Genomic DNA, 25,181 nt, shown 5'->3' on the forward strand with positions numbered 1-25,181 from the left:
GTTTCGCTGTTAGTATATAGACTTCTTTAAATCAATAGGTGTTACAGAATGCACGGTTATTTTAACACAATCCGTTCTGCGGTTCCAAAACTGTCATAGTTACTGGTAATTACTTCTTCTCCAGGTTGTAGGCCCTCAAGGACCTCGTAGTACCTTGAATTCTGTTTGCCTAGACGTACATTGCGTTTTAGGGCCTCACCGCCATCAGGGTTTACCACAAATACCCATTGGCCTCCGGTACTCTGGAAGAACCCACCTTTGGGCAACAAAAGGGCTTCGTTGGATTCGCCCAACTGTAGGCGAATGTTGTAGCTCTGCCCGGCGCGGATGGTCTCTGGTTTTTCATCGGTAAACACCAAGTCCACCTTAAAGCGACCGTTCCGAACTTCGGGATACACCTTACGCAGTCGAAGGCCATATTCCTTTTCATTGCGCTCCAAGGTTGCGGATAGGTCCCGTTTTACCCGATCAATATAGTGCTCGTCTATTTCGGCCTCGATTTTAAAATCGGTGAGCACATTAATCTGACCGATACGTTCCCCTTGGGCAATGTTCTGTCCAATTTCGGCATCCAAAAAGCCAAGCTGACCATCAGCAGGGGCGCGTACATTAAGGTGGTCCAAGCGCTCGTAGACCATGGATAGGGTCTTGTGCATCCGGGCTAAATCGGCATCCAAACCGGTCAAGGAAGTTTCCCTCAGCTCATCATCCTGCTCGGTCTGCAGTTTTACAATGTCGTATTGTTTTTTGGCGAGCTCGTAATTTTCTTTGGAAAGAAGGTAGGTTTCTTTGGAAACCAGTTCGTCCTTGAACAGCTCTTCGTTTTGCTCGTAGTTTCGCTTTAGGCGTTGAAGATCATACTCGGCCGTGGCCAAGTTTCGTCTTCCCTCTACCTGTCTTGAATCGAAGGTAAGTTTGGTGGAGCGAAGGTCGTTCTGCTTGAGGGCCAAGTTACTCTCGCTCGCCAAGATCTGTTCGTAGAGACCCATGTTTTCGAGCTTGAGAATGATGTCACCCTTTTTTACCATGGAACCTTCTTCAATCAACTTTTCCGAAACCCGTCCGCCTTCATAGGCATCCATATAAATGGTGGCTATTGGGGCCACGGTACCGTTGATGGTAATATAATCATCAAACTTGCCGGCGGTAACCTGTGCTATGGAAAGGCGTTCCTTTTCGGTCCTGAAGGTGGAAACGGAACTGGCAAAAAGCAGCTTCCATCCCACGAACAATAAAAGTACGCCCAAGGCTATGTAGCCGTAATGTTTGGGTTTAAGTCCTTTCTTTTTCTCTAATTGTATATCCATGGTTCTGATTAGTTGATATTAAAAATGGGTAGGCCGCTATAAAAATCTATGGTGCTCTTGTTCACTTTCAACCGGAGACCTACCTGTAAGTTTTCGTTTTGTGCCACGCCGTACAAATTTTTGGCCTGAAAAAGGTCCAAGGCATTGATGAGTCCTTTTTCGTAGCGTTTTTGGGCAATGGTGAACGCCAATTGTTGAGCCTCTACCTTTTGGTTGCTCTGTTCGTATTCGGCAATCAATGCCTGATTGGTCTGTACGAGCTGTTGCAACAACTGAAAAAGTTCCTGCTCTTGGATCTTAAGATTGTTCTGTGCCTGCAAATAGGCAATTTTTTGCTGCTTCACCCGGGAATGGTTGGACCATCCATTGCTGATAGGGATGCTCAATTCGGCCCCAACAAACTTGGAGGTGTTGTCGTTGAACTGGGTCTTAAAGGGAATGATGTTTCCGTTTTCATCCACATTGGTCTCAAAATAACTGGTCCCATACCCGGCGACCAAGGAAAGGGAAGGATAAAGTGTTCCCCTTGTGGCCTGAAGTTGTTTTTTGGCAGCACTTACCCGGTATTCCTGTGATTTTACCATGGGCACAAATCCTCGGGCAGTTTCATATAAGGAGTCCAAGGGAGCGCTTTCAATTTCATTGGCAAGGGGTTCCAAAGTTTCCTGTAGGGTAATATCCGTTACTTCGTTGAGGTTCATTTCTTGAAGCAAAACCAACTTGGCATTGGTGAGCAGGTTTCTGTTCTGGGTCACCAATAATTTATCACCCAATAGATTGGATTCGGCCTCGTAGAGGTCGGCCCCTGCCATGATACCCAGTTCCACTTGCTTTGCAACAAGGTCGTAATTGGCTTGGGAGATTTCCTGTTGCTCCAAGGAATTGGCCACAAGCCCTTCGTAAAACTTAATATCGTAAAAAGCGCTCATCACCCTAAAGGCCAAGAGGAATTTCTCTTGCAACACATCTTCCTGTGTAGCTTTCAAAATAAATTTTGAGGCCTTTATCGAGTTCAATTTTTGAAACCCCTGAAATAGCCCCATATTGGCATTTAGGGAGTAGTTGTTGCTAAAGAACTCCGTGTTCACATAATCGTTGGTGTTCGGGTCGGCCGATCTACCATAGCGAATCCTATAATCCGTATAGCCGCTCACAGAGGGCAACAAATCACGGATGGACTGGCGATAGGTTTCTTTGCTCGAGTCGCGGTTATAGTTGGTGTTCTTTACCTGAAGGTTGTGCTCAATGGCATAGGCCACACATTCATCCAAAGTCCAGGTCTCTTGCGAAAACCCGGAGATTGCAACGAAAAATAAAAGGCCGGTAATGTATGTTCTGAGGTTCATAATGTATTCCTGTGCCAAAACTATGTCCATTCTTGTGCCAAAAACATAATTCTCTAATTATCAGCGCATTAAAATATTTTCTAAAAAGAAAGTTAAGCATAGGTGTAAAATATTTATACAAAAAATGTCAAATTATTTTACACATCGATGGCTTGCATTGTACCAATTCGTAGTTTTAGAATTGAAAAAGGAATTATAGGAGTTATGACCGATGCCAAGATTTTAGTGGTAGATGACAACAAAAGCGTATTGAGCGCTTTGGAGATTTTACTCCAGTTTGAATACAAAAGCGTTCAGACCTTGTTCAACCCCAACCAGATTTCTTCCTTTCCCAATATGGAGGAAATGGACATTGTGCTGTTGGACATGAACTTTTCCGCTGGGGTGAACACAGGGAACGAAGGATTGTTTTGGCTCAACGAGATCAAAAAGAAATCCCCCAACACCTCTGTCATCATGATGACGGCCTACGGTGCGGTGGACTTGGCGGTAAAGGCCTTGAAGCAGGGCGCATCGGATTTTGTCCTGAAACCGTGGAACAATGAACGGCTCATGACCACGGTGCAATCGGCCTACGAGTTGCGGAAATCCAAACAAGAGATCCATAACTTGAAGAAAAAGGAAAGCAACCTAAAACAGGTCATCAATGAGGACAAAAACTTTATCATTGGCCAGTCCAAGGCGCTCTCCTCGGTTTTGAACTTGGTGGCCAAGGTAGCTAAGACCGATGTCAATGTGCTCATTACTGGGGAAAATGGAACGGGGAAAGAACTCATCGCCCGGGAATTACACCGATTATCCGCAAGAAAAGGTGAGGTGTTCATTGGGGTGGACATGGGGTCCATTGCCGAGAACCTTTTTGAAAGTGAATTGTTCGGACACGTAAAAGGCTCCTTCACCGATGCCAAGGAAGATCGGGCGGGAAAATTTGAGGCCGCCCACCAAGGCACTTTGTTTCTGGACGAAATCGGGAACCTTTCCCTACAGATGCAGGCCAAGTTGCTCTCTTCCATCCAAAATAGGGCCGTGGTCCGGGTGGGGTCCAACACCTCCTCTCAGGTGGATATCCGTTTGGTCTGTGCCACCAATTGCAATCTGGAACAAATGGTAGCGGATGGACTGTTTCGGGAGGATTTGCTCTACCGCATCAACACCATCCATATTGAAGTGCCGCCCTTGCGTGAGCGCGAAGGGGACGTTTTGGTGCTGGCCGACTTTTTCCTGAAAAAATTTGCCCATAAATATGATAAACCGGGGCTACGCATTAACAATGTGGCCCAAGAAAAATTAATGGAATACCAATGGCCGGGCAATGTTAGGGAGCTGCAGCACACCATGGAGCGGGCCGTGATCCTTTCGGACGGAAATGTGCTCAAGCCCACCGATTTTCTGTTGCACGCCAAACCCATGCAATCGTTGGACCATCAGCCATTGACGCTGAACGAAATGGAACAGCAGATGATCTTACGGGCTTTGGACCAACACGATGGCAATTACAGCGCGGCGGCGGAACAATTGGGCATTTCCAGACAGACCCTCTACAATAAATTGAAGAAAAAGCACGAATAATGGCCAGTCGACATTTTTATATCCAGTTGATTGTTCGGGTGATCTTGATTACGCTCACGGCCTTGGCCCTCGCTTTTGCAATCTCTAAAATGTGGTATTTCACCTTGGCATTTTCGGTGATTTTTTTGGTGTCCCAAGTGTATGCCTTGATCATATTCATCAACAGGACCAACCGCAAGATTGCCTATTTTTTCGATGCCATCCGCAATGAGGATTTTACCCTACGCTTTCCCGAACGGGTGGCCATCAAATCCTTCAAGGAGCTCAACCAAAGCCTGAACCGGGTCAATGGGTTGATCCAGGAAGTGCATCTGCAATTGCAGATCAGGGAACAATACTATCAAGAGATCCTGAAACAGGCCAGTATAGGCATCATGACCTATAACGAGAAGGGCCATATCCTGTTTTCCAACCCCACCATGGAAAAGTTGTTGGACTATTCCCCGTTGAACCACATCAAACAATTGGCCCAAGTGGATGAAAACCTGTTCAAGATCTTTGAAACCTTTGAGCCTTTTGAGCGCAAACAGTTTCAACTCACCAATGAGCGGGAGCAGATCCATCTGGCCATCAAGTCCACCCCTTTTACCTTGGACGGAAAATCGCTCTTGTTGGTGGTGATACAGGACATCCATAAAGAACTGGACGAAAAGGAGACCGAGTCCTGGGTGCGCCTCATCCGGGTGCTGACGCATGAGATCATGAACACCATTACCCCCATCGCCTCCATTTCAGATTCCATCATCAAGTACTATCGGAACAACGGAAAGATCACTCCCATGGAGGAGTTAGAGGAACATCAGATCAAGAATACCCTGAAAGGGTTGGAGGTGATCAAGGAACAGGGGGGCAACCTCATGGACTTTGTACAATCTTACCGAAGCCTTTTGCACGTACCCGAACCCAACAGGACCATTGTACAGGGGAAGGCCCTTTTGGGCAAGATCGATGTGCTCATGTCCGCGCGGCTGCATGAGGGCGAAACCGATTTTCAGGTGTTGTGCGACCCGGAGGATTTGGAGCTGTTCATAGATGAAAAGCAGATTGTTCAGGTATTGATCAATCTGGGCAAGAATGCGCTTCAGTCCGTAGGGGATACCAAAAATGGAAAGGTGCAGATGGTGGCCGGGATGGACCGCAACGGAAAAAAATATATCGAAGTAAGGGACAACGGCCCGGGCATTCAACCCGAAGTGTTGGAAGAGATTTTTGTACCCTTCTTCACCACCAAGATTGAGGGAACTGGGATTGGCCTGAGCCTGAGCAAACGGGTGATGCAACTGCACGGCGGGGGCATACAGGTACACTCCGTACCCGACCAAGAGACCGTTTTTAGATTGACGTTTGCCTAAACCGCGAGTGAAAATGCAGAAGAAAGAACAGCTATTAAAATTCTGTTGGGGCTATGTGGACACCCGAACGGAGCGCCTGAAAAAAAGTGCCGCGGCCCTACAGGAATCCTTGGATTCGGAAACCAAGAGCAGCGCCGGGGACAAGCACGAGACCGGGCGGGCCATGGTGCAACTGGAGCAGGAAAAACTGGCGCAGCAATTGGTGGAACTTGACCGACTCAAGGAAGTATTACGAAAGATCAATGTTGAAACCGCACAGGGCAAAATACGGTTGGGAAGTTGGGTAAAGACCAGTACGGCCCAGTATTTTTTGGCCATTTCCTGCGGGGCCGCCCCATGGGAGGGCCAGACGGTCTACTGCATATCGGCGGGATCGCCCATTGCGCAATTGCTCATGGGGAAAGAGGCAGGCCAGACCTTTGACTTTAATGGAAACACCCATACCATCTTGGAGGTGGGCTAAACTGTTCCAGGCCCATTTTTAGTTGGATCTCTTTTTAGCTTGATAACGCCTGTACAACCAAACAGCAATTAAGGCTATTCCGGTCAAAGCGGCACTGGTAATTACTGAGATTGTTTCTTTTTCGGCTTCCATAACTAGGGTTTATATCCTCTAATTTACGGTTTTATCGCTATCAATCTGAACCAGTGCGGATTATCGTCCGCGCTTTTCTCATTTAGATTCTTTTCCTTTGGTTAAATGAACTCAAATCTTTAACCATGGAAAACAACCAGACCGCCTTTTTAAAAGGCGTTAAAATTTTGGCCGAGGAACATTTTAGGTCGTTGCGGCCCTACAGATCGGGTTTTGAGGTGGAGCACTTGTATATTAAAGGCTATCAGGACCTGTTGTTCCATCTGGAATCCTTGATCAATGTCTGCATCTTGGCCTTGGACAATCCCCATGTGGGGGAGCATACGCAGATCAGGGAACCGCAGGTGCACATCCAGAAAGTCCTGGAGCTCACCGCCCAACTTATCCCGTTTGAGGAAGCCGGGTTTTTGGACCAGATGCGGGAACTCATTTCTACTTTGGAAAAGGAAGACTAGCTACTCCAACCCCGGTTTTTTGCGTTGCGACTTCTTTTCCGCGGCCTGTTTTTTGGATTTCAACCGTTTTTCCACGGAAGATCGGGTGGGTTTGGTGGGTTTTCGTTTTTTGGGAACGGCCAAGGCATTTTTCAGCAGGTCAAAAAAGCGTTTCACCACAAGGTCACGGTTCTTGTGCTGGCTTCGGGATTCGTCGCAGTGCAATTGCAGGACCCCGTCCTTGGTGAGCCTGGATTTCAGTTTCAGGAGCAGGCGTTCCTTTTCCACCGCGGACAATCCTTGGGACGCGGCCACATCAAAGGCCAGTTCCACTTTAGTGGAAACCTTGTTCACATGCTGCCCGCCCGCGCCGCTGCTTCGGACGGCTTTAAACTGTAGTTCGCTATGGATTTGTTTTTTGTCCACCTTGGAGACGCCTGTTTATGGTCCCCAAAGATACATTAAGGAAAACGGTATCGCCCACCTTCAGTTTTTTGGGCGTGTTGAAATAGAGCATGGGCCCATCTTCCACCTGCCCCTCGTTGAGGTAATGGCTTCCTTTAAAAAAGGAATGGGTCACCTCTACCTTCAATCCCGAAGTGGCGGACACCTTGAACTCATCGGGGTATACCAACACCGATTTATCGATTTGCGAGTACGATTTCAGCAATTTTATGGGCAGTTCGTTCACCTCGCCAAATAGGCTGGCCGTATAGTAGTTGGGTGGATTCCGGTAGAGCTTTTTGGTCTTTTGGTTGGCAATGATGCGCCCTTTTTCCAAAATCAGGGTCCGCTCTGCAAACGGAAGTACATCACTGGGGTCGTGGCTGGCGGTGAGGACGGTTATTCCCTTTTTCTTGAGATGGGCAAAAAGGTTCCTGCGAAGGGAGTTCCGTTTAAAGTTGTCGATGTGTCCAAAAGGTTCGTCCAACAAGAGGATTTCGGGCTCTTGGGCCAACACCCGGGCCAGGGCCACCCGCTGTTGTTGTCCGCCACTCAGGTTTTTCACCTTGGTCTTGGCATAGGCCTCCAGTTCTATCAGGGCCAACAGTTCCGCGATGCGCTCTTGGTGGGTTTCCCGTTCAAAGACCGAAAGATATTGCCCAATGTTCTCTTCCACCGTGGTGAAGGGCATCAGGTCAAAATCTTGGGAGAGGTATTTCATGTACGGTTCGCCGGGCACCAGATTGAAATTGGGTCCCAAGGCCTGCCTGTCGCCCCAAAAAATGGAACCGTCCTCCACATGCAAAAACCCATAAATGATTTTTAGGAGGGTGCTTTTCCCCGAACCACTTTCGCCCATCAGGGCCACGTGTTCACCGGGGGCAACTTCAAAGGACACATCTTCCAAAATGACCTTGGATTTGTATTGAAACGATGGAATCTGTACGTTGAGCATAAATGGATAAAAGCAGTTTAGAAAGAAATACGTCAACCTGAACTTGTTTCAGGTTCTTATAAAACCCTTCAATAAAGCATATGGGATTCTGAAATAAATTCAGAATGACGCATTATCTAATTTTCTGGACAGCTATAATTAATTAATCTTTAAACTCCTTGAGCACTGCTTGGTTGGGAAGCTGGTCGTATCCCATGTTGTAAAAGGTGAACCCAAAGATATCCGCATATTGTTCTATGGTCTTGCTTACCGGGGTGCCGGCCCCGTGTCCTGCGTTGGTCTCTATCCGAATTAGGGTCGGGTTGGTCCCGGTCTGTTTTTCCTGCAGTTCTGCCGCAAACTTGAAACTATGGGCAGGCACCACACGATCGTCATGGTCTCCCGTGGTGATCAAGGTGGCTGGATATTCGGTGCCTTCCTTTACGTTATGCACAGGCGAATACCCTTTCAGGTAATTGAACATTTCTTCATTGTCCTCCGCGGTGCCATAATCGTAGGCCCAGCCCGCGCCGGCGGTAAAGGTGTGGTAGCGGAGCATGTCCAAGACCCCAACGGCCGGAAGCGCCACTTGCATCAAATCGGGTCTTTGGGTCATGGTGGCTCCTACCAAAAGTCCGCCATTGGACCCCCCCCGAACGGCCAAATATGCCTTGGAGGTATATTGGTTGTCGATGAGGTATTCCGCTGCGGCGATAAAATCGTCAAAAACGTTCTGCTTTTGGAGCTTGGTGCCTGCAATGTGCCATTCTTTGCCATATTCGCCACCCCCTCTGAGGTTAGGTACTGCATAGACGCCTCCCTGCTCCATCCAAACGGCATTTACAATACTGAAAGCGGGTGTCAGGCTAATGTTGAACCCTCCATACCCATACAGGATGGTGGGGTTTTTACCGTTGCGCTCCAATCCTTTTTTATAGGTGATGATCATGGGAACCTTGGTGCCGTCCTTGGAGGTATAGAACACTTGCTCGGACTCGTAGTCTTCTGGGTTGAAATCGATTTGTGGTTTCCAATATTGCTCGTATTCCCCTGTCTCTACATTGAATTTATAGGATGAGCCGGGCGTATTGTAATTGGTGAAGGAAAAATAGAATTCCTTTTCCTCCTTTTTGCCCCCAAAACCACTGGCGCTTCCCACTCCGGGAAGGTTCACCTCCCCGATTAGGTTGCCTTGATAATCGTACTGGAATACTTTGGAAATGGCATCCACCATATATTCGGCAAAAAAGTAACCGCCTCCGGCGCCTACCGTGAGTACATTTTCCGTTTCTGGGATTAAATCCGTCCACTGTTCCGGAGTGGGGTTGGATGCATCGGTCACCACCACTTTTTTATTGGGTGCGTTCCGGTTGGTGACCAAAAATAGTTTAGAGCCTTCGTTGTCGATCACAGAGGTATCGGAATCGGTATCGTCCAAAATGATGACCAATTTTGCATTGGGGTCGGTGAGGTCCAAAAGGAACAATTTGTTCCCCGATGTGGAAACGGATGCGGAGATGAACAGATACTTTTCATCCTCTGAAACATATCCGCCCACATAGCGATGTTTTTCCCCTGGGGAGCCCCCAAAGATGATTTTGTCCTCGGATTGGGGCGTGCCCAAGGCATGGTAGTACAGTTTGTGCTGATCGGTCTTTGCCGAAAGCTCGCTGCCATCCGGCTTGTCGTAGCTGGAATAGAAGAAACCTTCGTTCCCCTTCCATGAAAGGCCACTGAACTTGATGTCGACCAAGGTGTCTTCCACGACCTCGCGCGATTCGGCATCGATGACAATGCCCTTGCGCCAATCGCTGCCCCCTTCGGAAATAAGATAGGCAGCTTTGGAGCCATCCTTGGTGAAGCTTAGCCCCATCAAAGAGGTGGTGCCATCTTCCGAAAAGGTATTGGGGTCCAGGAACACTTCCTCTGGTCCATCACCCTTTTTTCTGTAGACCACATATTGGTTCTGCAGTCCATTGTTTTTATAGAAATAGGTATATATCCCTTCTTTGAAGGGGGAGCCCACTTTTTCGTAGTTCCAGAGTTTTTCCAGACGGTTTTTAAGGTCTTCCCGGAACGGGATCTTGTCCAAATACCCAAAAGTGGAGGCGTTTTGTTGTTTTACCCAAGCTTCGGTTTCTGGGCTTCGGTCGTCCTCCAACCAGCGGTAAGGGTCTTTGACCTCGGTTCCGAAATAGGTATCTACGGTATCGACTTTTTGGGTTGCGGGGTAGTTCACAATGATGGGTTCTTTTTTGGGAGTGGTCTGGCAGGCAGCGCATAAAACCACAACAGCTAGGAGATTTTGGTTTCGCATTTTTTCAGATTGATGCTGATAAAAATACCATAAAAACCGACAATCCCTAGCTGCTGCTATGGCTTTAACGTATTTTATGAAATTGCCTCGGAGGCGTTGGAAACCAAATGGTTCTCCACCAAATACTCGGCAATCTGAACGGCATTGGTGGCCGCTCCCTTACGAAGGTTGTCCGCCACGATCCACATGTTCAAGGTGTTGGGTTGGGTCTCGTCCCTACGGATACGTCCCACGAACACATCGTCCTTGCCATGGGCAAACATGGGCATGGGGTAGGTGTTGGTGTCCGTGTTGTCCTGTACCACAACACCGGGAGTCTCGCTCAATAGTTGTCGCATTTCGGCAAGGTCAAAATCGTTTAGGAACTCAATGTTCACCGATTCTGAATGCCCACCAGCGGTTGGGATACGCACTGCGGTGGCCGTAACCGAAAAGGTACGGTCGTCCAATATTTTTTGGGGCTCACGGGCCAATTTCATTTCTTCCTTAGTGTAGCCGTTATCCAAGAACACATCGCAATGAGGCAATGCATTTCGGTTGATGGGGTAGGGATATGCCATGTCACCCTCTATGCCGGCAGCTTCGTTCTCCATTTGCTGAACGGCTTTTAACCCGGTCCCGGAAACGGATTGGTAGGTAGAGACCACCACGCGTTTCATCCCATATTTTTTATGTAGCGGGTCCAACACCATCACCAATTGAATGGTGGAACAGTTAGGATTGGCTATGATTTTATCCTCGGCGGTCAATTCATTCGCATTGATTTCAGGCACCACCAATTTTTTGGTGGGGTCCATTCGCCAAGCAGAAGAATTATCAATGACGGTGGTACCAACTTCGGCAAATTTGGGAGCCCACTCCAAAGAAGTGTCCCTACCTGCGGAGAAGATGGCGATATCGGGTTGGGCCGCAACGGCATCGGCAAGCCCAATAACGGTATGCTCCTCCCCCTTATATGTCAACGTTTTGCCTACGGAACGTTCCGAGGCCACCAATAACAATTCTGAAATGGGGAAATCGCGTTCCGCCAAAACTTTCAACATCACTTCGCCAACCATTCCTGTGGCACCTACAACTGCTACTTTCATGCTTACTTAAATTTGAACCGCAAAGGTACGCCAGATAGCGATCTAAACAAGCATCCGAGGGAAGAATAATCAAAAAATAACAAAAAGTTATAAATAAAACAACCATCAACCTGCTTGCGGGGCAAATTGATGGTTTTTAAAGGGTTAATTGTGATGTAGCGGGGATGCTGAAAAATTCAGCACCAACGATGTTTGTTTTCTGATTGGCCGTAATCAATCATACAAATAAAAAATTGTCAGGTCGAGCGCAGTCGAGACCTTATCTTAAGACACTGTACCCGTTTACTTCTCGACTGCGCTCGAAGTGACATTGCCTTACGATTGATTATGGAGATTCAATTATTTCTTCAACAAATCCCGGATTTCAGCCAGCAACTCTTCTTGGGTCGGACCTTTTGGAGCTTCTGGTGCAGGCTCTTCTTTCTTTTTCATCTTGTTAACGCCCTTCACGATCATGAACATTACGAAGGCAACAATCAAGAAGTCGATGACATTGGTCAGGAATGCACCGTATAGGACCGCAATTTCCCCTACGGTTTCCCCTGCGTCGTTGACGGTCCCTTCCGTAATCACGTATTTCAAATCGTTGAAATCTGAATTGAACAATAGCCCGATCAAGGGTGAAACAATGCCCCCGGTAAAGGAGGATACTACTTTGTTGAACGCTGCGCCCATTACGAAACCTACGGCAATATCCACTAGGTTTCCTTTCATGGCGAAGTCCTTAAACTCTTTTAAAAATCCCATGTTATAGTTAAGTATTGGTTAATCAAGAAACAAAATAATCAAAAAAAGGCATTGATTGCACAAACATTTGGGAAAAATCAGTCTTCCACGATTACGCGTTTTATCCGCTGGGATAGGGCCGTTAGGATTTCGTAGGAGATGGTCTTTGCCCCAGAAGCGAATTCCTCGGCCGATTTTTGCGGTCCAAAAACCAAGACCTCATCACCTTCCTTGCAATCGATATCCGTAACATCCACCATGATCATATCCATACAGACATTGCCAATGATTGGGGCTTTTTTTCCTTGAATGAGGACGTGGGCCTTTCCATTGCCATAGGGACGCCCAATGCCGTCCGCATGGCCCAAGGGAAGCGTAGCGGTTTTTCGTGGACCATCGGATTTGAAGGCCCGGTTGTATCCCACAGTTTCATTAGGTTCCAATTGATGTATTTGTGAAATGATTGTCTTTAGGGTGGCCACAGGCCTTAATTGGGCATCAATGGTCTTGTTGTTCCCGTAGCCGTACAGACCGATTCCACTCCGGACGATTTCAAATTGGGCCTCGGGATAATTTATGATACCCGAAGTGTTGAGCATATGCCTCATGGGTCTATATCCCAATTTTTTGCTGAGCGCTTCAGTAATTTTTTTGAAGGTGTTGATTTGATTTTCGCTGAAATCCTTTTCGTTTGGATCTTCCGAAGCGGCCAAATGCGAAAACAGGGAGCTTACCTTTACCTCGGGTGCATCCTTGACCTGTTCCGAAATAAAGTCAACATCATTTTCTCCAAAGCCCAAACGGTTGAGTCCTGTATTGAACTTAAGGTGTATGGGATATTGGACCTGACCCTTTTTTTGGGCAGTTCCTAAAAACGCTTTCAGGATTTTGGGGGAGTAGATGTTGGGCTCCAGACGATGCTCAATGATTTCCTCAAAATTCACTGGCAGCGGGTGCAATACCAAAATAGGCTTGGTAATCCCGGCTTCCCTCAACAAAATGCCTTCACGGGCATAGGCCACGGCAAAGTAATCTGCGCCAAGGCTCTGCATTTTTTTTGCAATGGCAACCATGTCGCTGCCATAGGCAAAGGCTTTTACCACCGCCAAAAATTTGGTGTCCGGTGCTATTTTTGAGCGGAGAAACCTGTAGTTGTGCGCTAAGGCAGACAGGTTTATTTCCAGAGTGGTTTCCCCGACCTTATTCATTGCCATTTTTCTTTTTTGCATCCACTTCCTCCGCATCCACATCCATTTGGCTGATTTTTTCCTTGAGCATGGCCTTATAAAAAGCAGCTCGACTAAGGGGCTCGTATTCCTCGGTCTCGCCCAAAAGCACCAATTTATCATTGCTGGATTTCCGAAAACTATAATTGGCCAAATTCCCGGTACGGGTACAAACGGCATGTACCTTGGTCACATATTCGGCAGTGGCCATTAAGGCGGGCATGGGGCCAAAGGGATTGCCCTTGAAGTCCATATCCAAACCGGCCACCACCACACGTACCCCCCGGTTGGCCAAATCGTTGCATACGGTCACAATCTCATCATCGAAGAATTGGGCTTCATCAATTCCTACAACATCACAACCATCTGCAAGAATGCGGATATTGGCTGCAGCAGGCACCGGAGTGGAACGAATTTCGTTGGCATCATGCGATACCACCATATCCTCATGGTAGCGGGTATCCACCATGGGTTTAAAGATCTCTACTTTTTGTTTGGCAAACTGTGCCCGCTTCAATCTGCGGATGAGTTCCTCAGTTTTTCCAGAAAACATGGAACCGCAGATGACCTCTATCCATCCGAACTGTTCTTTGGGGTTTACCGTGTTTTCAAGAAACATAGCGTATTTTTGAACGAAACTGTACGTTTTTTTCGTTGTATTGGGACGAAGCACAAAGCTACTAAAAAAATGTACCCCCGACCTTAGGTTAAAATTTAACCTTTTGTTCGCAGCGGTAAATATAAAATGATTATATTTTTATAATAAAGAATATGGCTATGATACATAAACTAAGGGAAGAACTGATAAAATTGTCCACCGAGATCATCACCACAAGGGAAGATCAGGATTTGGTGGTTTTGTATGAGAAGGCAAGGAGTATCTATGAAAGATTGGCCGTACTCAAATTCATCGATGAGAAATTGAGCGATGTGGAGGTCGATGTCTCCAAGAATGTGGTCGCCTCACGTTTTGAGAAAGTGGCCAATGCCGTTCTCAGCGGAAATATTGCCGTACCCGAGAGCAACCCTCATGAGGAGGACATCATGACACCAGGCATGGAAACCATTAAAGGGATGGTTTCGGAAATGCCATCTGAAATGGCCTTGGAACAAGTGTTTGCCGAATTTGTGGCCACGCCCGAATTTGTAAAAAATGATAAAGAGGATGTGACTTCTGTTGAAAAGCAGATAAAAGCAGAACAGGGCAATAAACCTAAATCCTTGAATGATACACTCGCTAAGGATATGCAGGTAGGGCTCAATGACAGGTTGGCCTTTGTGAAGCACTTGTTCAACAATAATATGGAGGATTATACCCGGGTCTTGTCCCAATTGAACACCATTGATACCGAGGAACGCTCCGTTGCCTTCATCAACAATATGGTAAAACCGGAATACAACAACTGGGAAGGCAAGGAAGAATACGAAACCCGTTTGATGGCCCTTATTGAACGAAGGTTTGCCTAAAACATATCTTTTCAATCACTTTTCGGAACAAGACCGTAACTTTGGGATATGGGAAAATTGTATTTGGTTCCGACCCCAATAGGAAACCTTGAGGATATTACCCTTCGGGCCATCAAGGTCTTGAAGGAAGTGGATTTGGTCTTGGCCGAAGACACCCGCACCAGCGGAAAACTGCTCAAACATTTTGAAATTGCCACTCCCCTGCAGAGCCATCACATGCACAATGAACACAAACAAGTGGATGCATTGGTACAAAAGTTAAAGAGCGGGGCCAGGTTGGCGCTGATTTCGGATGCGGGGACCCCAGCTATTTCGGACCCCGGTTTTTTGCTCACCCGTGCTTGTGTGGAAAACCATATTGAAGTGGAATGCCTACCTGGGGCAACGGCCTTTGTGCCAGCCTTGGTGAACAGCGGCCTTCCCAATGACCGTTTTGTATTTGAAGGTTTCCTCCCCATAAAAAAAGGGCGTCAGACCCGAATGCTGCAGTTGGCCGAAGAATCCCGCACCATGGTGTTTTATGAATCTCCCCATAAATTGATAAAGACCTTGACCCAATTTGTGGACTATTTTGGGGCGGACAGACCCATTTCAGTCTCCCGGGAACTTACCAAACTTTATGAGGAAACGGTTCGAGGTACCGTGGCGGAGGTACTCTCACATTTTACGGAAAAACCTCCCAAGGGAGAATTTGTTATCGTGGTGGGCGGGAAGAAATAGATGTTAGCTGTTTTGTGGTTTTCCGACCGAAAAAGAAAAACATGGACCAACTTCTTTCTGAAATTAGAAATTGTTCTGTTTGCAAAGCGCATTTGCCTCTGGGTCCCCGACCTATAGTTTCGGCCCATCCAGAATCCAAGATTGTGATCATTGGGCAGGCGCCGGGAACCAAAGTGCACCAAACCGGAGTGCCGTGGGACGACCCCAGTGGAAAGCAACTCAGAAAATGGCTCAATGTAACGGATGCACAGTTTTACGATGAGCGTTTGTTTGCCCTTATTCCCATGGGGTTCTGCTATCCCGGAAAAGGAAAATCGGGCGACTTGCCTCCCAGAACCGAATGTGCTCCGCTATGGCATCAACCGTTATTGGACCAAATGCCAAAATTAAAACTGACGATACTCATAGGTCAATATGCACAAGCCCATTATTTGGGGAAAGCTAGAAAAAATACCCTGACAGAAACGGTAAGGAACCATCAAGCCTATGGGCCGGATTTTCTTGTATTGCCCCATCCATCGCCCAGGAACCGTTTTTGGTTGAGTAAAAATCCTTGGTTTGAGGAGGAAATAGTCCCTCAACTTCAAAAAGCAGTTTCCATTATCCTAAAAAATCAATAGGACACAGAAGCCCGTAATCGGCTGAAAGTTTCAGGTTTCATATTGAGGTAGGAGGCCAAATATTTCTGGGGGATTACTTTTAACTCATCTGGACAGCGCTGCATAAAGGCAATATACCGTTGTTCGGCAGTAAGGGTCAATAATTCTACCTCACGGGAGAGGCGACCAAACAAGATATTCTGAAAAAAATGATGTCCCCAAACATAAAAACGAGGATGTTTTTTGAACATGGAATCATAGTCGCTCTTTGATATGGCCAAAAGCTTTGAAGGTTTCAAGGCTTCCAAAAATGTTTTTGAGGGTGTTTGTTGGATAAAGGAATCGAACGCACCCGACGGACTCCCCGAATAGGAAAACCCCAGCACTACTTTTTCTCCTTTCTCATTTAAAAGATAAATGGCCTGAACACCATCAAGCACGATGTAAAAAAAGCGTTCAATCTTGCCCGCTTCGGTGATCAAATCATATTGGTCAAATGTTTTAATGGACCACAACGACCAAAAATACCGTTCCTCTTCTTTAGTAAAATAGATATTTGGAAAGAATCCTTTTAGAATACGGGATGCTTCATCGTTCATAACAGGAATGACTTGATTGCCTTAAAAATAGGGATTAAGTTGCAGCTAGAGCTAAGGTTGTTGGGGAGAAACCAAGGATTCTTGTTGCTGAAGGATCTCATCTATCTGTACCATATGCCTTTCTAAATGGCAAATAAGAAACTCAAAGGCTTCCGGAAGATAAAAACGGACCACAGGACCAATGGCTGAAGGAATTTTTAGTTGGGACACCTCTTTTTTCCTGCAGATCAAGACCGCTTCTTTGAGATGGTTGTGCAACTCCATAAAAGTTTTGAAGATTTCTTCCGCTTTTTCGGGACTCAACTGGTTTTGGTCCAAAAGGGGCTCAAATCGTTTTAGGGTCTTCATCTTCCATTTGCGCACACCTTCTTTTGGCCGTTGGCTATCAACCACCATTTTTTGCCATCTTCTAATTCTAAAACCCTCGTTTTCAGATTTGGCATCTGGTAATTTGGGAATGTGTTGATTGAATTTTTGTTGATAATGGCCATACGCTATATTGAGATGCACCAAGACCTCCAAAATGTTCCACGATTTCGTATTAGGGGGAGTTATAAGCGAAGTCAACCCAAGATTTTGAAGTTGGTCAACCTTGTTGAGAATAGTGTTTAATCGCTGGATGTGGTTTTCAGGGCTAAGGAGCAATTGGGCCATAATAGTTCGTTTTTTGATTTCTACAAAGGTTGAACATCATGGAAACATAAATATTGATGCAGGTCAAGAAATCTATGGCCATCGTCAATGAGCCATGAAAAGGGTTAAATAAATATAATCTAAAAGCGAAGCGTCTAACGTCTAGCATCTATGGTCTAATACCTAGATCCATCGTGCTTCCCTTTTTCCCAACCATGTTTGCCCAGATATTGGTCGGCACTTTCCACAGCTCCATCCTCAATGGAGGTGCCCATGGAATCGTTCCATCGGTTGAGATAACCAAATAAGGAAATCACCCCCAACATCTCCACAATTTCCCCTTCGTTCCAATGTTGGTACAAGCGTTCCTTGATTTCGGCATTTACGGCATTGGGTACCTGCGAAGCGGCCAAGGAAAAATCCAATGCAGCTCTTTCCGCTTCCGAAAAAGCAGGGTGGGTACGGTATTCCCATATATGGTCCAACTGCTCCTGCTCGGCCCCGTAGCGTTCCGCAGCCCGTATGGCGTGGGCCTGGCAATAGCGACATCCCGTAGCATTACTGCTCACCCAGGCGATCATTCGCTTTAAGGCTGAGGTGACCCGTCCTTCGTTGGCCATGACCGCTTTGTTGAGGTTGATAAACGCCTTGGAAATGGCAGGACGGTGCTGCATGGTCAATACCGAATTAGGACAAAATCCCAAGGTTTCATTAAAGAACTCAGCAAGTTGTTTGGTTTCTTGGTCATGATTGGGGTCTAGAGGGTTCACTAAGGCCATGGATGCGATTTTAAATTGTATTTTTGACATCTACAAGAAACAAAATTTTTTGACTCCATGACAAATCACATCACTACCAAATGGTTGGGCGGAATGGCCTTTGAGAGCAACAACCCTTCGGGGCACAATTTAAGAATAGATGCAGGACCGGACGATGGAGGGGAAGGCTCAGGCTTGCGCCCCAAGGCACTTATGTTGTCGGGTTTGGCCGGTTGTTCTGGATTGGATGTGGCTTCGTTGATCAAAAAAATGAAACTTGAGTTGGACGATTTTACCATTGAAACCATCGCCAACCTCACAGATGAACACCCTAAATATTACGATTCCGTAGTCATTGAATACCATTTTTATGGGTCCAACCTAAAAGAGGACAAACTCCAAAGAGCTGTAGATCTTTCCGTGGAAAAATACTGCGGGGTCATGGAAATGTTCAGACGGTTTGCGCAATTGGAGATCAAGACGATTTTTCATAAGAAGTAGCGGTCAAGTACAAAACTCAAGTTCAAGCGCAAACTCAAGAAAAGAGTAAGTACAAGTGTAAAGTCCAAGTACAAAACTTAGATTCAGGTAAATCACTTATATTTATCAGGTCAACCTCAAAATCAAATAAAAATGATTTATGACCCAAAAAAAGTTTGATTTAGAGGAAAGGTTTGTTGATTTGGCAGCTAATATTGCTTCTTTTTGCCAAGATTTATCCAACGATTTTACCGGTCAATATTATGGTAATCAGTTGCTTCGCTCTGCAGGCGGTGCAGCATTGAATTTTGGCGAGGCCCAAGGAACAAATACCGATAAAGATTATGTGTACAGGGCCACCATATCATTAAGGGAGCTGAAAGAGTCAAGAGTAAACCTCAAGATTTTGAACAAAATAGACTATGGCAATATGCAAATGCGCATAAGTTTATTGGATGAAGTTGAACAATTGATCAAGATCACTGCTACAATCATTAAAAAGAAAAAGTAATCCCAAATTTATCTAGAGCTTGATTTTGACACTTGAACTTTAAATATCATGCGTTGGACCCTAAAACCTAAACCCACTGAAGAAAACATACAACAGCTTTCCCAAGAGCTGAATGTTGACCCTCTGGTTTCCCATTTGCTGATTCAAAGGGGGATTACCAATTACGAAGAGGCCAAACACTTTTTTCGTCCGCAATTGTCCCATCTGCACGATCCTTTTTTGATGAAGGACATGGACAAGGCGGTGGCCCGTATTGAATTGGCCATGGCGAACCAAGAGAATATATTGGTGTATGGCGATTATGATGTGGACGGCACAACGGCCGTGGCCTTGATGAGCTCGTTCCTATTGGAAAATTATCCCAATGTGGCCACGTATATCCCTGATCGGTATTTGGAAGGGTATGGCGTGTCTTTGCAGGGAATCGATTTTGCCGAAGACAACGACATTTCATTGATCATTGCTTTGGATTGTGGCGTGAAAGCCCTTGAACAGGTACAGTACGCCAAGGAAAAAGGCATCGATTTTATCATCTGTGATCACCACAGACCCGGAAATTCACTCCCCGATGCCATAGCCATTCTCGACCCTAAACAGGATGATTGCCCATACCCCTACAAGGAACTCTGCGGATGTGGTGTGGGCTTTAAATTGATTCAGGCTTTGGGTTCCCGGCAAGGGAAAACTGTGAAAGACCTTATCCCGTATCTGGATTTGGCGGCAACGGCCATAGCGGCAGATATAGTTCAGGTCACGGGGGAAAACAGAGTGTTGGCGTATTTCGGGCTTCAAGTGATCAACTCCAACCCAAGGGCGGGCATCAAGGCCATCATTGATCAGGTCAGGAAAACAACTTTGACCATTACCGATGTGGTGTTCATTATTGCACCGCGGATCAATGCTGCTGGAAGGATGAAACATGGGCAACATGCTGTGGAACTGTTGACCGAGACGGATTTCAACATAGCCCAAAAATTTGCTGGAGAGATAGAATCCTTTAATACGGAACGAAGGAGTTTGGACCAAGAGATTACTGAGGAAGCTTTGCTGCAGATTCAAGAAAACGCGGAAGAGAATCGATTCACCTCGGTGGTATACAATGAAAATTGGCATAAGGGTGTTATAGGCATTGTGGCATCCAGACTTACCGAAACCTATTACCGCCCTACATTGGTCTTCACCAAAAGTGGGGAGAAATTGGCGGCATCGGCCCGATCGGTGAAAGGGTTCGATATTTACAATGCACTCGAAGGGTGTGCAGACTGTTTGGAGCAGTTTGGGGGACATAAATATGCTGCAGGCTTGACTCTTTTGGAGGAACAGTACCCAACCTTTAAAGAGCGTTTTGAAAAAGTGGTGGTAGAAACCATCGACCCTAAGCTATTGCAGCCTGAAATTTCTATCGATGCCAAAATTTCAATACATCAAATCACTCCAAAACTGATGCGCATCCTAAAACAATTTGCTCCTTTTGGTCCGGGTAATATGACCCCCGTTTTTATGGCCGAAGGTTTGCAGGATAGTGGTTATGCAAGAGGGGTGGGCGAAGATGAAAAACATTTGAAAGCTTCTTTGACCCAAAACGACTCACCTCCCATTGGAGCCATAGGCTTCAACCTTGGAAATAAATTGAATCAAATCAAGGATAAAAAACCTTTTGATGCCGTATTTTCGCTGGATGAAAATGAATGGAACGGAACTGTAAGCCTTCAATTGAAACTAAGAGACATTCGCTAGACATTTATGGATCCCTACGCTGCGCTTCGTTATAAGGAGTTCAACATATTTTTGCTGGTCAGATTTGCCATGGTCTTTGCTTGGTCCATGCAGTTTATCGTTATTGAATGGCAGGTGTATTCGCTGACCAAAGACCCACTCTCTTTGGGTATTATTGGACTGATGGAGGTGATTCCCGCCGTGGGTATGGCCCTGTTTGCTGGGCATGTGGTGGATCAACGGGAAAAAAGAAACCTTTTGGTGACCTGCATCATCGGTTTTTCCGTGATCAGTCTGGGCCTGTTTTTATTGAGTTGGCCTGGCCTTGAGGATTCTTGGTCGTCCAAGCAGATTTTGTATTCCATCTACGCTTTGGTGTTCATGGGCGGATTGGTACGGTCTTTTTTGGGCCCCACCATTTTTTCACTGATAGCTTTGATCGTTCCCAAGAAAATCTATCCCAATGCCGCTACGTGGAGCAGTTCCACTTGGCAGTTGGCCTCTGTTTTAGGTCCAGCCTTAGCCGGATTTTCCATCAGTTGGATTGGGGTGCATTGGTCCATGTGTGTCATTTTTATGTTTTCCCTGATAGCACTTTTGTTCTTGTTTCAAATTCCCAAGAAACCCATCCTCAACCCAAAAATTGGAGAGCCTGTGATGCAGAGCTTAAAGGACGGACTCAAATTTGTCTTTGGGAATAAGGCCATTTTTGGGGCCTTGACGTTGGATATGATCGCAGTATTGTTTGGTGGGGCCGTGGCCTTATTGCCCATCTATGCCCAGGATATCTTGCATGTGGGTTCTGAGGGCTTCGGTATTTTGCGAGCTGCTCCAGCGGTAGGCGCGTCCTTGACCATGTTGGGTTCGACACGTTTCCCGCTGCATAGGCAGGCAGGAAAAAAACTCTTGTGGGCCGTTTTTGCTTTTGGGGTCTGTATCATTGTGTTTGGGGTCTCGGAACTCTTCTGGTTGTCCGTGGTAGCGCTGTTCTTGAGTGGTGCAGTGGACGGGGTTTCCATGATCATACGCCAGACCATTCTACAATTGAAGACTCCGGACAATATGCGGGGTAGGGTGGCTTCTGTGAATTCCATTTTTGTGGGGTCGTCCAATGAGCTGGGCGCTTTTGAAAGTGGCTTGGCCGCCAAACTTCTGGGCACTGTCACCGCTGTAGTTTTTGGAGGTTGCATGACCTTATTGACGGCAGGAACCACGGCCATAGTTTCCCCTACTTTTAGGAGACTGGATCTTCAAAAAGACATTGATGAGCATGAAAAGGACTAGCCTTCCAACTTTTCCAAGGTGAGTTTTTCCCCATCAAAAACAGCATAGGTAAAATACGAAATCCAATCCCCTAGATTGGTATAGGTCGATTTTTCGTTGAGCTTGATTTCCATGGGAAGGTGCCTATGTCCAAAAATGAAATGGTCATAGTGTTGCTGTTCCAACTTCCGTTTGGCATACAGAATGAGCCATTCCTTGTCCTCGCCCAAAAAAGTGGCATCGGCATCACCGGAAATCACCTTGTTGTTCACGGAAAGGTGCTGCCCCAAGCGAACACCCAAATCAGGGTGCAACCATTTGAAGAACCACTTGGCAACGGGATTGGTAAACACCTTCTTCATCCGTTTGAACCCTTTGTCATGAGGTCCCAGACCATCCCCATGGCCAATAAAGAATGATGTATCGTTAATGAGGTATTGTTGGGGTTTGTGATAGACGGGAATGTTGAGTTCTTCCTCAAAATAGCCATTCATCCACAGATCATGGTTACCCACAAAATAGGTAATCTGGATGCCCATGTCCGAGAGTTCGGCCAGTTTTCCAAGCGTTCGGGTAAACCCTTTGGGCACAACGGTTTTATACTCAAACCAAAAGTCAAAAAGATCGCCCATCAAAAAAATGGCATGGGCATCATGCTTAATGGAATCCAACCAAGCCACAAACTTTTTTTCCCGGGGCAGGCTGTCCTTTCGGGTGGGTGCCCCAAGATGGTTGTCGCTGGCAAAATAGACCTTCTTGTTTTTGGGTAGGCTGATGTTCTTCATCTATCTTTTGAACTTCCTGTTATTTCGTATTCTGGTGATGACATAGACCACAATGACCAAAAGAGCCACTAGTGGTAGTACCATATCACTATTGAGAAAAGAAAGAATATCCATGGGCTATTTTTTAAATTTTTCCAATGCCTTTTTTGTATCGGGGGAAAGGGCCAGTTTTCCTGAAATTTCGGCGCGTTCTGCCAATAAGTCGTCCCAATGTTCGGTTCCTTCCCAAAGGATCCGTTTCATTTCGGCCAAGGCGCTGGGATTATAGGTCGCCAATTTCTGGACATGGAAGTCCAGCTCTTTGTCCATTTCTGAAATGGAGTCGAATACCTTGGCAAAGAGTCCTTTTTCCTTGGCCCAATAGGCATTTTTCCATTCGGTAGGGTTAAAACTGAGTTCGGCCAGGGCTGCCTTTCCCATTTTTCGTTCCACGGCCGGGGCAATTACAAAGGGCCCGATCCCGATGGAAATCTCCGATAATTTAATGGCGGCATCCACCGTGGCATATACATAGTCGCACGAAGAGGCCAACCCTACCCCTCCGCCAACCGTTTTTCCTTGTACCCTTCCGATGATGGGTTTGGGACATTTGCGCATGGCATTGATTACATTGGCAAAGCCACTGAAAAAAGCCTTCCCCTCTTCCAAATTGGAAATGGCCACCAGTTCGTCAAAGGAAGCACCGGCACAAAAAGCACGCTCCCCTTCCGATTTAAGGACAATCAACGAAACCGAATCATTCCCGGAAAGCTTGTCAAACTCCTTGGTCAATCGCTCTAAAAGTTCAGAAACAAAGGAATTACTGGCAGGATGGCCAAATTCTACCGTTGCAACACCGTTGTCGATCTTGGTATATAAACTTCCGTTGGGTCTGTCTGTGGGCATTATTTTAGTTATGAGTTATGAGTTATGAGTTCTTGGTTCTTGGTTCTTGGTTCTTGGTTCTTGGTTCTTGAGCTTTTCAATCACTAAATTAAACGTTTTGCACCAAGGGCCTGAACTTTTGCCGGAATTTCCAGACCAAGGCAAATCCTCTGATCATCATCCAAACCACAAAGGCAATCCAAATGGCATGGAATCCCCACCCGAGGTATTTACCAAGATACAGCGCCGGAATAAAGCCCAAAAAGGTGGCCGAGAGCAGCACGTTCCGCAAGTATTTCATTTCGCCCAGACCTTTAAAAAGACCATCAAAAACAAAGGCCAAGGTATTCATGGGCAAGCCTAGAATAACGATATAAAAAATGCCGTAAAAGGTTTCCAGCACCACGGTCTCGTTGGAAAAAAGATGCCCAATGGGTCTGTAGAACACAAAACCTATCAGCATAAGGACCACACTGACCGTGAGCCCATAGAAAATAATTTTCTTGGCGAGTTGCCACAAACCATTGTAGTTCTTGGCTCCCAACAATTTTCCGCCCATACTGTTTCCGGCGGCGCCATATCCATCAATAAAAAAGGCGGCGAAGAGCCAAAGATTTATCGCAATAGTATGTGCTCCAATGTATTTGTCGCCAAGGGAGGTGGCTTCCCTAACCGCGATGATCAATGCGGCATTCAGTGCCAATGCCCGTACAAAAAGGTTGAGGCTCATGAAGACCAATCGGGTGAGTTCCTTGTTCAGCGGCAGTACCAGTCTAAGACTGATGTCGGTCTTTTTCAGCAAAAGGACAAACGCAATCAAGGCCATAATGGCCTGCGATATCAAACTGGCCCAAGCGGCCCCATCCAGATATAGGGCCGGGATATAGCCGTCCACTCCATAGACCAATAGAAAATCGAGCACAATGTTGAGTACGGCACCGATCAAGGCAATCACCATGGGATAAAAAGTGTTCTGCAACCCTCTAAAAATGCCAAAAATGGCAAAGGTGAACAGGGTGAGGGGAAAGCCCCAGACCCTAATGGAATAGTAAGAAATGCAATACTGCAATATTTTCCCCGTGGCATTGAAAAGGCTAAAAATATCCTCAATGATAAAGACGGTGGACAACAGCACTACGATGCTCAACAAAATGTTGAAAAAGATGGCCTGTGCGGGCAGATGTTTCACCTCTTCCAATTTGCCGGCACCCAAATATTGGGAGATGATCGCGGAAATGGAGCTTCGGGTTTGGCCCAGCACCCAGATGAGCATGGACAAAAATGACCCCACAATCCCGGCCGCGGCCAGCGACTCCAAACCATCCACGGGGATATTGCCCACAATGGCGGTATCCGTTATGGAAAGAATGGGTTCCGCAATGCCCGAAATGGTGGCGGGAACTGCCAGTTGGTTGATGCTTTTAAAATTGATCTGCGTGCTCAAGACG

26 protein-coding genes are annotated in these 25,181 nt (G+C 46.4%); 11 read left to right on the forward strand and 15 right to left on the reverse strand.

What is annotated here, in order from left to right; genetic code table 11:
- Window positions 1-56: 56 nt before the first annotated feature.
- Entirely contained in the window at window positions 57-1,307 is a 1,251-nt protein-coding gene (locus ACPD8L_RS11235; RefSeq protein WP_423943418.1) for an efflux RND transporter periplasmic adaptor subunit, read from the reverse strand.
- Between the two features lie 8 nt (window positions 1,308-1,315).
- On the reverse strand, window positions 1,316-2,683 hold the full coding sequence (locus ACPD8L_RS11240) for a TolC family protein (RefSeq protein ID WP_423943420.1): 1,368 nt from the start codon (window positions 2,681-2,683) through the stop codon (window positions 1,316-1,318).
- Between the two features lie 174 nt (window positions 2,684-2,857).
- On the opposite strand from ACPD8L_RS11240, the gene ACPD8L_RS11245 reads away from it, so the two are divergent.
- From ACPD8L_RS11245 to ACPD8L_RS11260, 4 genes are all read left to right on the forward strand, one after another.
- On the forward strand, window positions 2,858-4,222 hold the full coding sequence (locus ACPD8L_RS11245; protein ID WP_116216583.1) for a sigma-54-dependent transcriptional regulator: 1,365 nt from the start codon (window positions 2,858-2,860) through the stop codon (window positions 4,220-4,222).
- The gene (locus tag ACPD8L_RS11250; protein WP_423943421.1) at window positions 4,222-5,574 is read left to right on the forward strand and encodes a sensor histidine kinase; all 1,353 of its coding nucleotides are present in this window, start codon (window positions 4,222-4,224) and stop codon (window positions 5,572-5,574) included. Before ACPD8L_RS11245 ends, ACPD8L_RS11250 begins: the two co-directional genes overlap by 1 nt.
- Window positions 5,575-5,587: 13 nt before the next feature.
- The gene (locus ACPD8L_RS11255; RefSeq protein WP_423943422.1) at window positions 5,588-6,037 is read left to right on the forward strand and encodes a 3-oxoacyl-ACP synthase; all 450 of its coding nucleotides are present in this window, start codon (window positions 5,588-5,590) and stop codon (window positions 6,035-6,037) included.
- Window positions 6,038-6,294: 257 nt separating this feature from the next.
- Window positions 6,295-6,624, forward strand: a complete 330-nt coding sequence (locus ACPD8L_RS11260) for a hypothetical protein (protein ID WP_136565129.1) — start codon at window positions 6,295-6,297, stop codon at window positions 6,622-6,624.
- Here the strand turns inward: ACPD8L_RS11260 and arfB are convergent, their stop codons facing one another.
- The 7 genes from arfB to ACPD8L_RS11295 all read right to left on the reverse strand — a co-directional run bounded on the left by arfB (window position 6,625) and on the right by ACPD8L_RS11295 (window position 13,957).
- Window positions 6,625-7,029: an alternative ribosome rescue aminoacyl-tRNA hydrolase ArfB gene (gene arfB, locus ACPD8L_RS11265; protein ID WP_423943423.1), complete on the reverse strand. Its 405-nt coding sequence runs from the start codon at window positions 7,027-7,029 to the stop codon at window positions 6,625-6,627.
- A complete protein-coding gene (locus ACPD8L_RS11270) occupies window positions 7,007-8,002 on the reverse strand; it encodes an ABC transporter ATP-binding protein (RefSeq protein WP_423943425.1) in 996 nt (331 codons plus the stop codon). Before ACPD8L_RS11270 ends, arfB begins: the two co-directional genes overlap by 23 nt.
- 142 nt (window positions 8,003-8,144) lie before the next feature.
- Window positions 8,145-10,298 (reverse strand): prolyl oligopeptidase family serine peptidase, encoded by a 2,154-nt coding sequence (locus ACPD8L_RS11275; RefSeq protein WP_423943426.1) that lies wholly within the window; start codon window positions 10,296-10,298, stop codon window positions 8,145-8,147.
- A 74-nt stretch (window positions 10,299-10,372) separates the two neighbouring features.
- Window positions 10,373-11,386, reverse strand: coding sequence for an aspartate-semialdehyde dehydrogenase (locus tag ACPD8L_RS11280; RefSeq protein ID WP_423943427.1), 1,014 nt, complete (start codon window positions 11,384-11,386; stop codon window positions 10,373-10,375).
- 339 nt (window positions 11,387-11,725) lie between these two features.
- Entirely contained in the window at window positions 11,726-12,133 is a 408-nt protein-coding gene (gene mscL, locus ACPD8L_RS11285) for a large-conductance mechanosensitive channel protein MscL (protein WP_116216569.1), read from the reverse strand.
- A gap of 77 nt (window positions 12,134-12,210) precedes the next feature.
- Complete coding sequence (alr, locus tag ACPD8L_RS11290; RefSeq protein ID WP_423943865.1) at window positions 12,211-13,320, reverse strand: alanine racemase; 1,110 nt, start codon at window positions 13,318-13,320, stop codon at window positions 12,211-12,213.
- On the reverse strand, window positions 13,313-13,957 hold the full coding sequence (locus ACPD8L_RS11295) for a thymidine kinase (RefSeq protein ID WP_116216568.1): 645 nt from the start codon (window positions 13,955-13,957) through the stop codon (window positions 13,313-13,315). Before ACPD8L_RS11295 ends, alr begins: the two co-directional genes overlap by 8 nt.
- 158 nt (window positions 13,958-14,115) lie before the next feature.
- Here ACPD8L_RS11295 and ACPD8L_RS11300 point away from each other — a divergent pair, with 158 nt between their 5' ends.
- Genes ACPD8L_RS11300 through ACPD8L_RS11310 form a run of 3 tightly spaced genes read left to right on the forward strand, consistent with a single transcriptional unit; the run spans window position 14,116 to window position 16,145 of the window.
- Window positions 14,116-14,805, forward strand: a complete 690-nt coding sequence (locus tag ACPD8L_RS11300; RefSeq protein WP_421810365.1) for a hypothetical protein — start codon at window positions 14,116-14,118, stop codon at window positions 14,803-14,805.
- 48 nt (window positions 14,806-14,853) lie between these two features.
- Window positions 14,854-15,525, forward strand: coding sequence for a 16S rRNA (cytidine(1402)-2'-O)-methyltransferase (gene rsmI, locus ACPD8L_RS11305; RefSeq protein WP_423943429.1), 672 nt, complete (start codon window positions 14,854-14,856; stop codon window positions 15,523-15,525).
- 41 nt (window positions 15,526-15,566) lie between these two features.
- A complete protein-coding gene (locus ACPD8L_RS11310; RefSeq protein ID WP_421810363.1) occupies window positions 15,567-16,145 on the forward strand; it encodes a uracil-DNA glycosylase family protein in 579 nt (192 codons plus the stop codon).
- Here the strand turns inward: ACPD8L_RS11310 and ACPD8L_RS11315 are convergent.
- From ACPD8L_RS11315 to ACPD8L_RS11325, 3 genes are all read right to left on the reverse strand, one after another.
- Complete coding sequence (locus ACPD8L_RS11315) at window positions 16,139-16,723, reverse strand: Crp/Fnr family transcriptional regulator (RefSeq protein WP_423943431.1); 585 nt, start codon at window positions 16,721-16,723, stop codon at window positions 16,139-16,141. The two genes, ACPD8L_RS11310 and ACPD8L_RS11315, sit on opposite strands and share 7 nt — an antisense overlap.
- A 51-nt stretch (window positions 16,724-16,774) precedes the next feature.
- Window positions 16,775-17,377 (reverse strand): hypothetical protein, encoded by a 603-nt coding sequence (locus ACPD8L_RS11320; protein ID WP_423943432.1) that lies wholly within the window; start codon window positions 17,375-17,377, stop codon window positions 16,775-16,777.
- A 155-nt stretch (window positions 17,378-17,532) separates the two neighbouring features.
- Window positions 17,533-18,135 carry a carboxymuconolactone decarboxylase family protein gene (locus ACPD8L_RS11325; protein ID WP_421811009.1) on the reverse strand — a complete coding sequence of 201 codons (603 nt, stop codon included), beginning with the start codon at window positions 18,133-18,135 and terminating at the stop codon, window positions 17,533-17,535.
- A 57-nt stretch (window positions 18,136-18,192) separates the two neighbouring features.
- Between ACPD8L_RS11325 and ACPD8L_RS11330 the strand changes: the two genes are divergently transcribed.
- From ACPD8L_RS11330 to ACPD8L_RS11345, 4 genes are all read left to right on the forward strand, one after another.
- On the forward strand, window positions 18,193-18,615 hold the full coding sequence (locus ACPD8L_RS11330) for an OsmC family protein (protein WP_423943434.1): 423 nt from the start codon (window positions 18,193-18,195) through the stop codon (window positions 18,613-18,615).
- Between the two features lie 139 nt (window positions 18,616-18,754).
- Complete coding sequence (locus ACPD8L_RS11335; RefSeq protein WP_116216561.1) at window positions 18,755-19,105, forward strand: four helix bundle protein; 351 nt, start codon at window positions 18,755-18,757, stop codon at window positions 19,103-19,105.
- Window positions 19,106-19,153: 48 nt separating this feature from the next.
- Window positions 19,154-20,842 (forward strand): single-stranded-DNA-specific exonuclease RecJ, encoded by a 1,689-nt coding sequence (gene recJ, locus ACPD8L_RS11340; protein WP_423943436.1) that lies wholly within the window; start codon window positions 19,154-19,156, stop codon window positions 20,840-20,842.
- 6 nt (window positions 20,843-20,848) lie between these two features.
- A complete protein-coding gene (locus ACPD8L_RS11345) occupies window positions 20,849-22,105 on the forward strand; it encodes an MFS transporter (RefSeq protein WP_116216559.1) in 1,257 nt (418 codons plus the stop codon).
- Here ACPD8L_RS11345 and ACPD8L_RS11350 read toward each other — a convergent pair.
- The 3 genes from ACPD8L_RS11350 to ACPD8L_RS11360 form a co-directional block, all read right to left on the reverse strand.
- A complete protein-coding gene (locus ACPD8L_RS11350) occupies window positions 22,102-22,869 on the reverse strand; it encodes a UDP-2,3-diacylglucosamine diphosphatase (RefSeq protein ID WP_116216558.1) in 768 nt (255 codons plus the stop codon). The two genes, ACPD8L_RS11345 and ACPD8L_RS11350, sit on opposite strands and share 4 nt — an antisense overlap.
- 117 nt (window positions 22,870-22,986) lie before the next feature.
- On the reverse strand, window positions 22,987-23,754 hold the full coding sequence (locus ACPD8L_RS11355; protein ID WP_421810359.1) for an enoyl-CoA hydratase/isomerase family protein: 768 nt from the start codon (window positions 23,752-23,754) through the stop codon (window positions 22,987-22,989).
- 88 nt (window positions 23,755-23,842) lie between these two features.
- Window positions 23,843-25,177: an MATE family efflux transporter gene (locus ACPD8L_RS11360; protein ID WP_421810358.1), complete on the reverse strand. Its 1,335-nt coding sequence runs from the start codon at window positions 25,175-25,177 to the stop codon at window positions 23,843-23,845.
- Window positions 25,178-25,181 lie beyond the last annotated feature (4 nt).

The organism is Flagellimonas algicida (assembly GCF_049629585.1).
Taxonomy (GTDB): Bacteria; Bacteroidota; Bacteroidia; order Flavobacteriales; family Flavobacteriaceae; genus Flagellimonas.

Excerpts from the sequence above, each read along its gene's own strand:
- ACPD8L_RS11315 (WP_423943431.1), bottom strand. The coding sequence starts at position 16,723 with ATGAACGATGAAGCATCCCGTATTCTAAAAGGATTCTTTCCAAATATC.
- ACPD8L_RS11250 (WP_423943421.1), top strand. The coding sequence starts at position 4,222 with ATGGCCAGTCGACATTTTTATATCCAGTTGATTGTTCGGGTGATCTTG.
- ACPD8L_RS11235 (WP_423943418.1), bottom strand. The coding sequence starts at position 1,307 with ATGGATATACAATTAGAGAAAAAGAAAGGACTTAAACCCAAACATTAC.
- ACPD8L_RS11260 (WP_136565129.1), top strand. The coding sequence starts at position 6,295 with ATGGAAAACAACCAGACCGCCTTTTTAAAAGGCGTTAAAATTTTGGCC.
- ACPD8L_RS11355 (WP_421810359.1), bottom strand. The coding sequence starts at position 23,754 with ATGCCCACAGACAGACCCAACGGAAGTTTATATACCAAGATCGACAAC.
- recJ (WP_423943436.1), top strand. The coding sequence starts at position 19,154 with ATGCGTTGGACCCTAAAACCTAAACCCACTGAAGAAAACATACAACAG.
- ACPD8L_RS11335 (WP_116216561.1), top strand. The coding sequence starts at position 18,755 with ATGACCCAAAAAAAGTTTGATTTAGAGGAAAGGTTTGTTGATTTGGCA.
- ACPD8L_RS11300 (WP_421810365.1), top strand. The coding sequence starts at position 14,116 with ATGATACATAAACTAAGGGAAGAACTGATAAAATTGTCCACCGAGATC.
- rsmI (WP_423943429.1), top strand. The coding sequence starts at position 14,854 with ATGGGAAAATTGTATTTGGTTCCGACCCCAATAGGAAACCTTGAGGAT.
- ACPD8L_RS11350 (WP_116216558.1), bottom strand. The coding sequence starts at position 22,869 with ATGAAGAACATCAGCCTACCCAAAAACAAGAAGGTCTATTTTGCCAGC.
- ACPD8L_RS11275 (WP_423943426.1), bottom strand. The coding sequence starts at position 10,298 with ATGCGAAACCAAAATCTCCTAGCTGTTGTGGTTTTATGCGCTGCCTGC.
- mscL (WP_116216569.1), bottom strand. The coding sequence starts at position 12,133 with ATGGGATTTTTAAAAGAGTTTAAGGACTTCGCCATGAAAGGAAACCTA.
- ACPD8L_RS11325 (WP_421811009.1), bottom strand. The coding sequence starts at position 18,135 with ATGGCCTTAGTGAACCCTCTAGACCCCAATCATGACCAAGAAACCAAA.
- ACPD8L_RS11240 (WP_423943420.1), bottom strand. The coding sequence starts at position 2,683 with ATGGACATAGTTTTGGCACAGGAATACATTATGAACCTCAGAACATAC.
- ACPD8L_RS11330 (WP_423943434.1), top strand. The coding sequence starts at position 18,193 with ATGACAAATCACATCACTACCAAATGGTTGGGCGGAATGGCCTTTGAG.
- ACPD8L_RS11255 (WP_423943422.1), top strand. The coding sequence starts at position 5,588 with ATGCAGAAGAAAGAACAGCTATTAAAATTCTGTTGGGGCTATGTGGAC.
- ACPD8L_RS11320 (WP_423943432.1), bottom strand. The coding sequence starts at position 17,377 with ATGGCCCAATTGCTCCTTAGCCCTGAAAACCACATCCAGCGATTAAAC.
- ACPD8L_RS11345 (WP_116216559.1), top strand. The coding sequence starts at position 20,849 with ATGGATCCCTACGCTGCGCTTCGTTATAAGGAGTTCAACATATTTTTG.
- alr (WP_423943865.1), bottom strand. The coding sequence starts at position 13,320 with ATGAATAAGGTCGGGGAAACCACTCTGGAAATAAACCTGTCTGCCTTA.
- ACPD8L_RS11245 (WP_116216583.1), top strand. The coding sequence starts at position 2,858 with ATGACCGATGCCAAGATTTTAGTGGTAGATGACAACAAAAGCGTATTG.
- ACPD8L_RS11310 (WP_421810363.1), top strand. The coding sequence starts at position 15,567 with ATGGACCAACTTCTTTCTGAAATTAGAAATTGTTCTGTTTGCAAAGCG.
- ACPD8L_RS11280 (WP_423943427.1), bottom strand. The coding sequence starts at position 11,386 with ATGAAAGTAGCAGTTGTAGGTGCCACAGGAATGGTTGGCGAAGTGATG.
- ACPD8L_RS11295 (WP_116216568.1), bottom strand. The coding sequence starts at position 13,957 with ATGTTTCTTGAAAACACGGTAAACCCCAAAGAACAGTTCGGATGGATA.
- ACPD8L_RS11270 (WP_423943425.1), bottom strand. The coding sequence starts at position 8,002 with ATGCTCAACGTACAGATTCCATCGTTTCAATACAAATCCAAGGTCATT.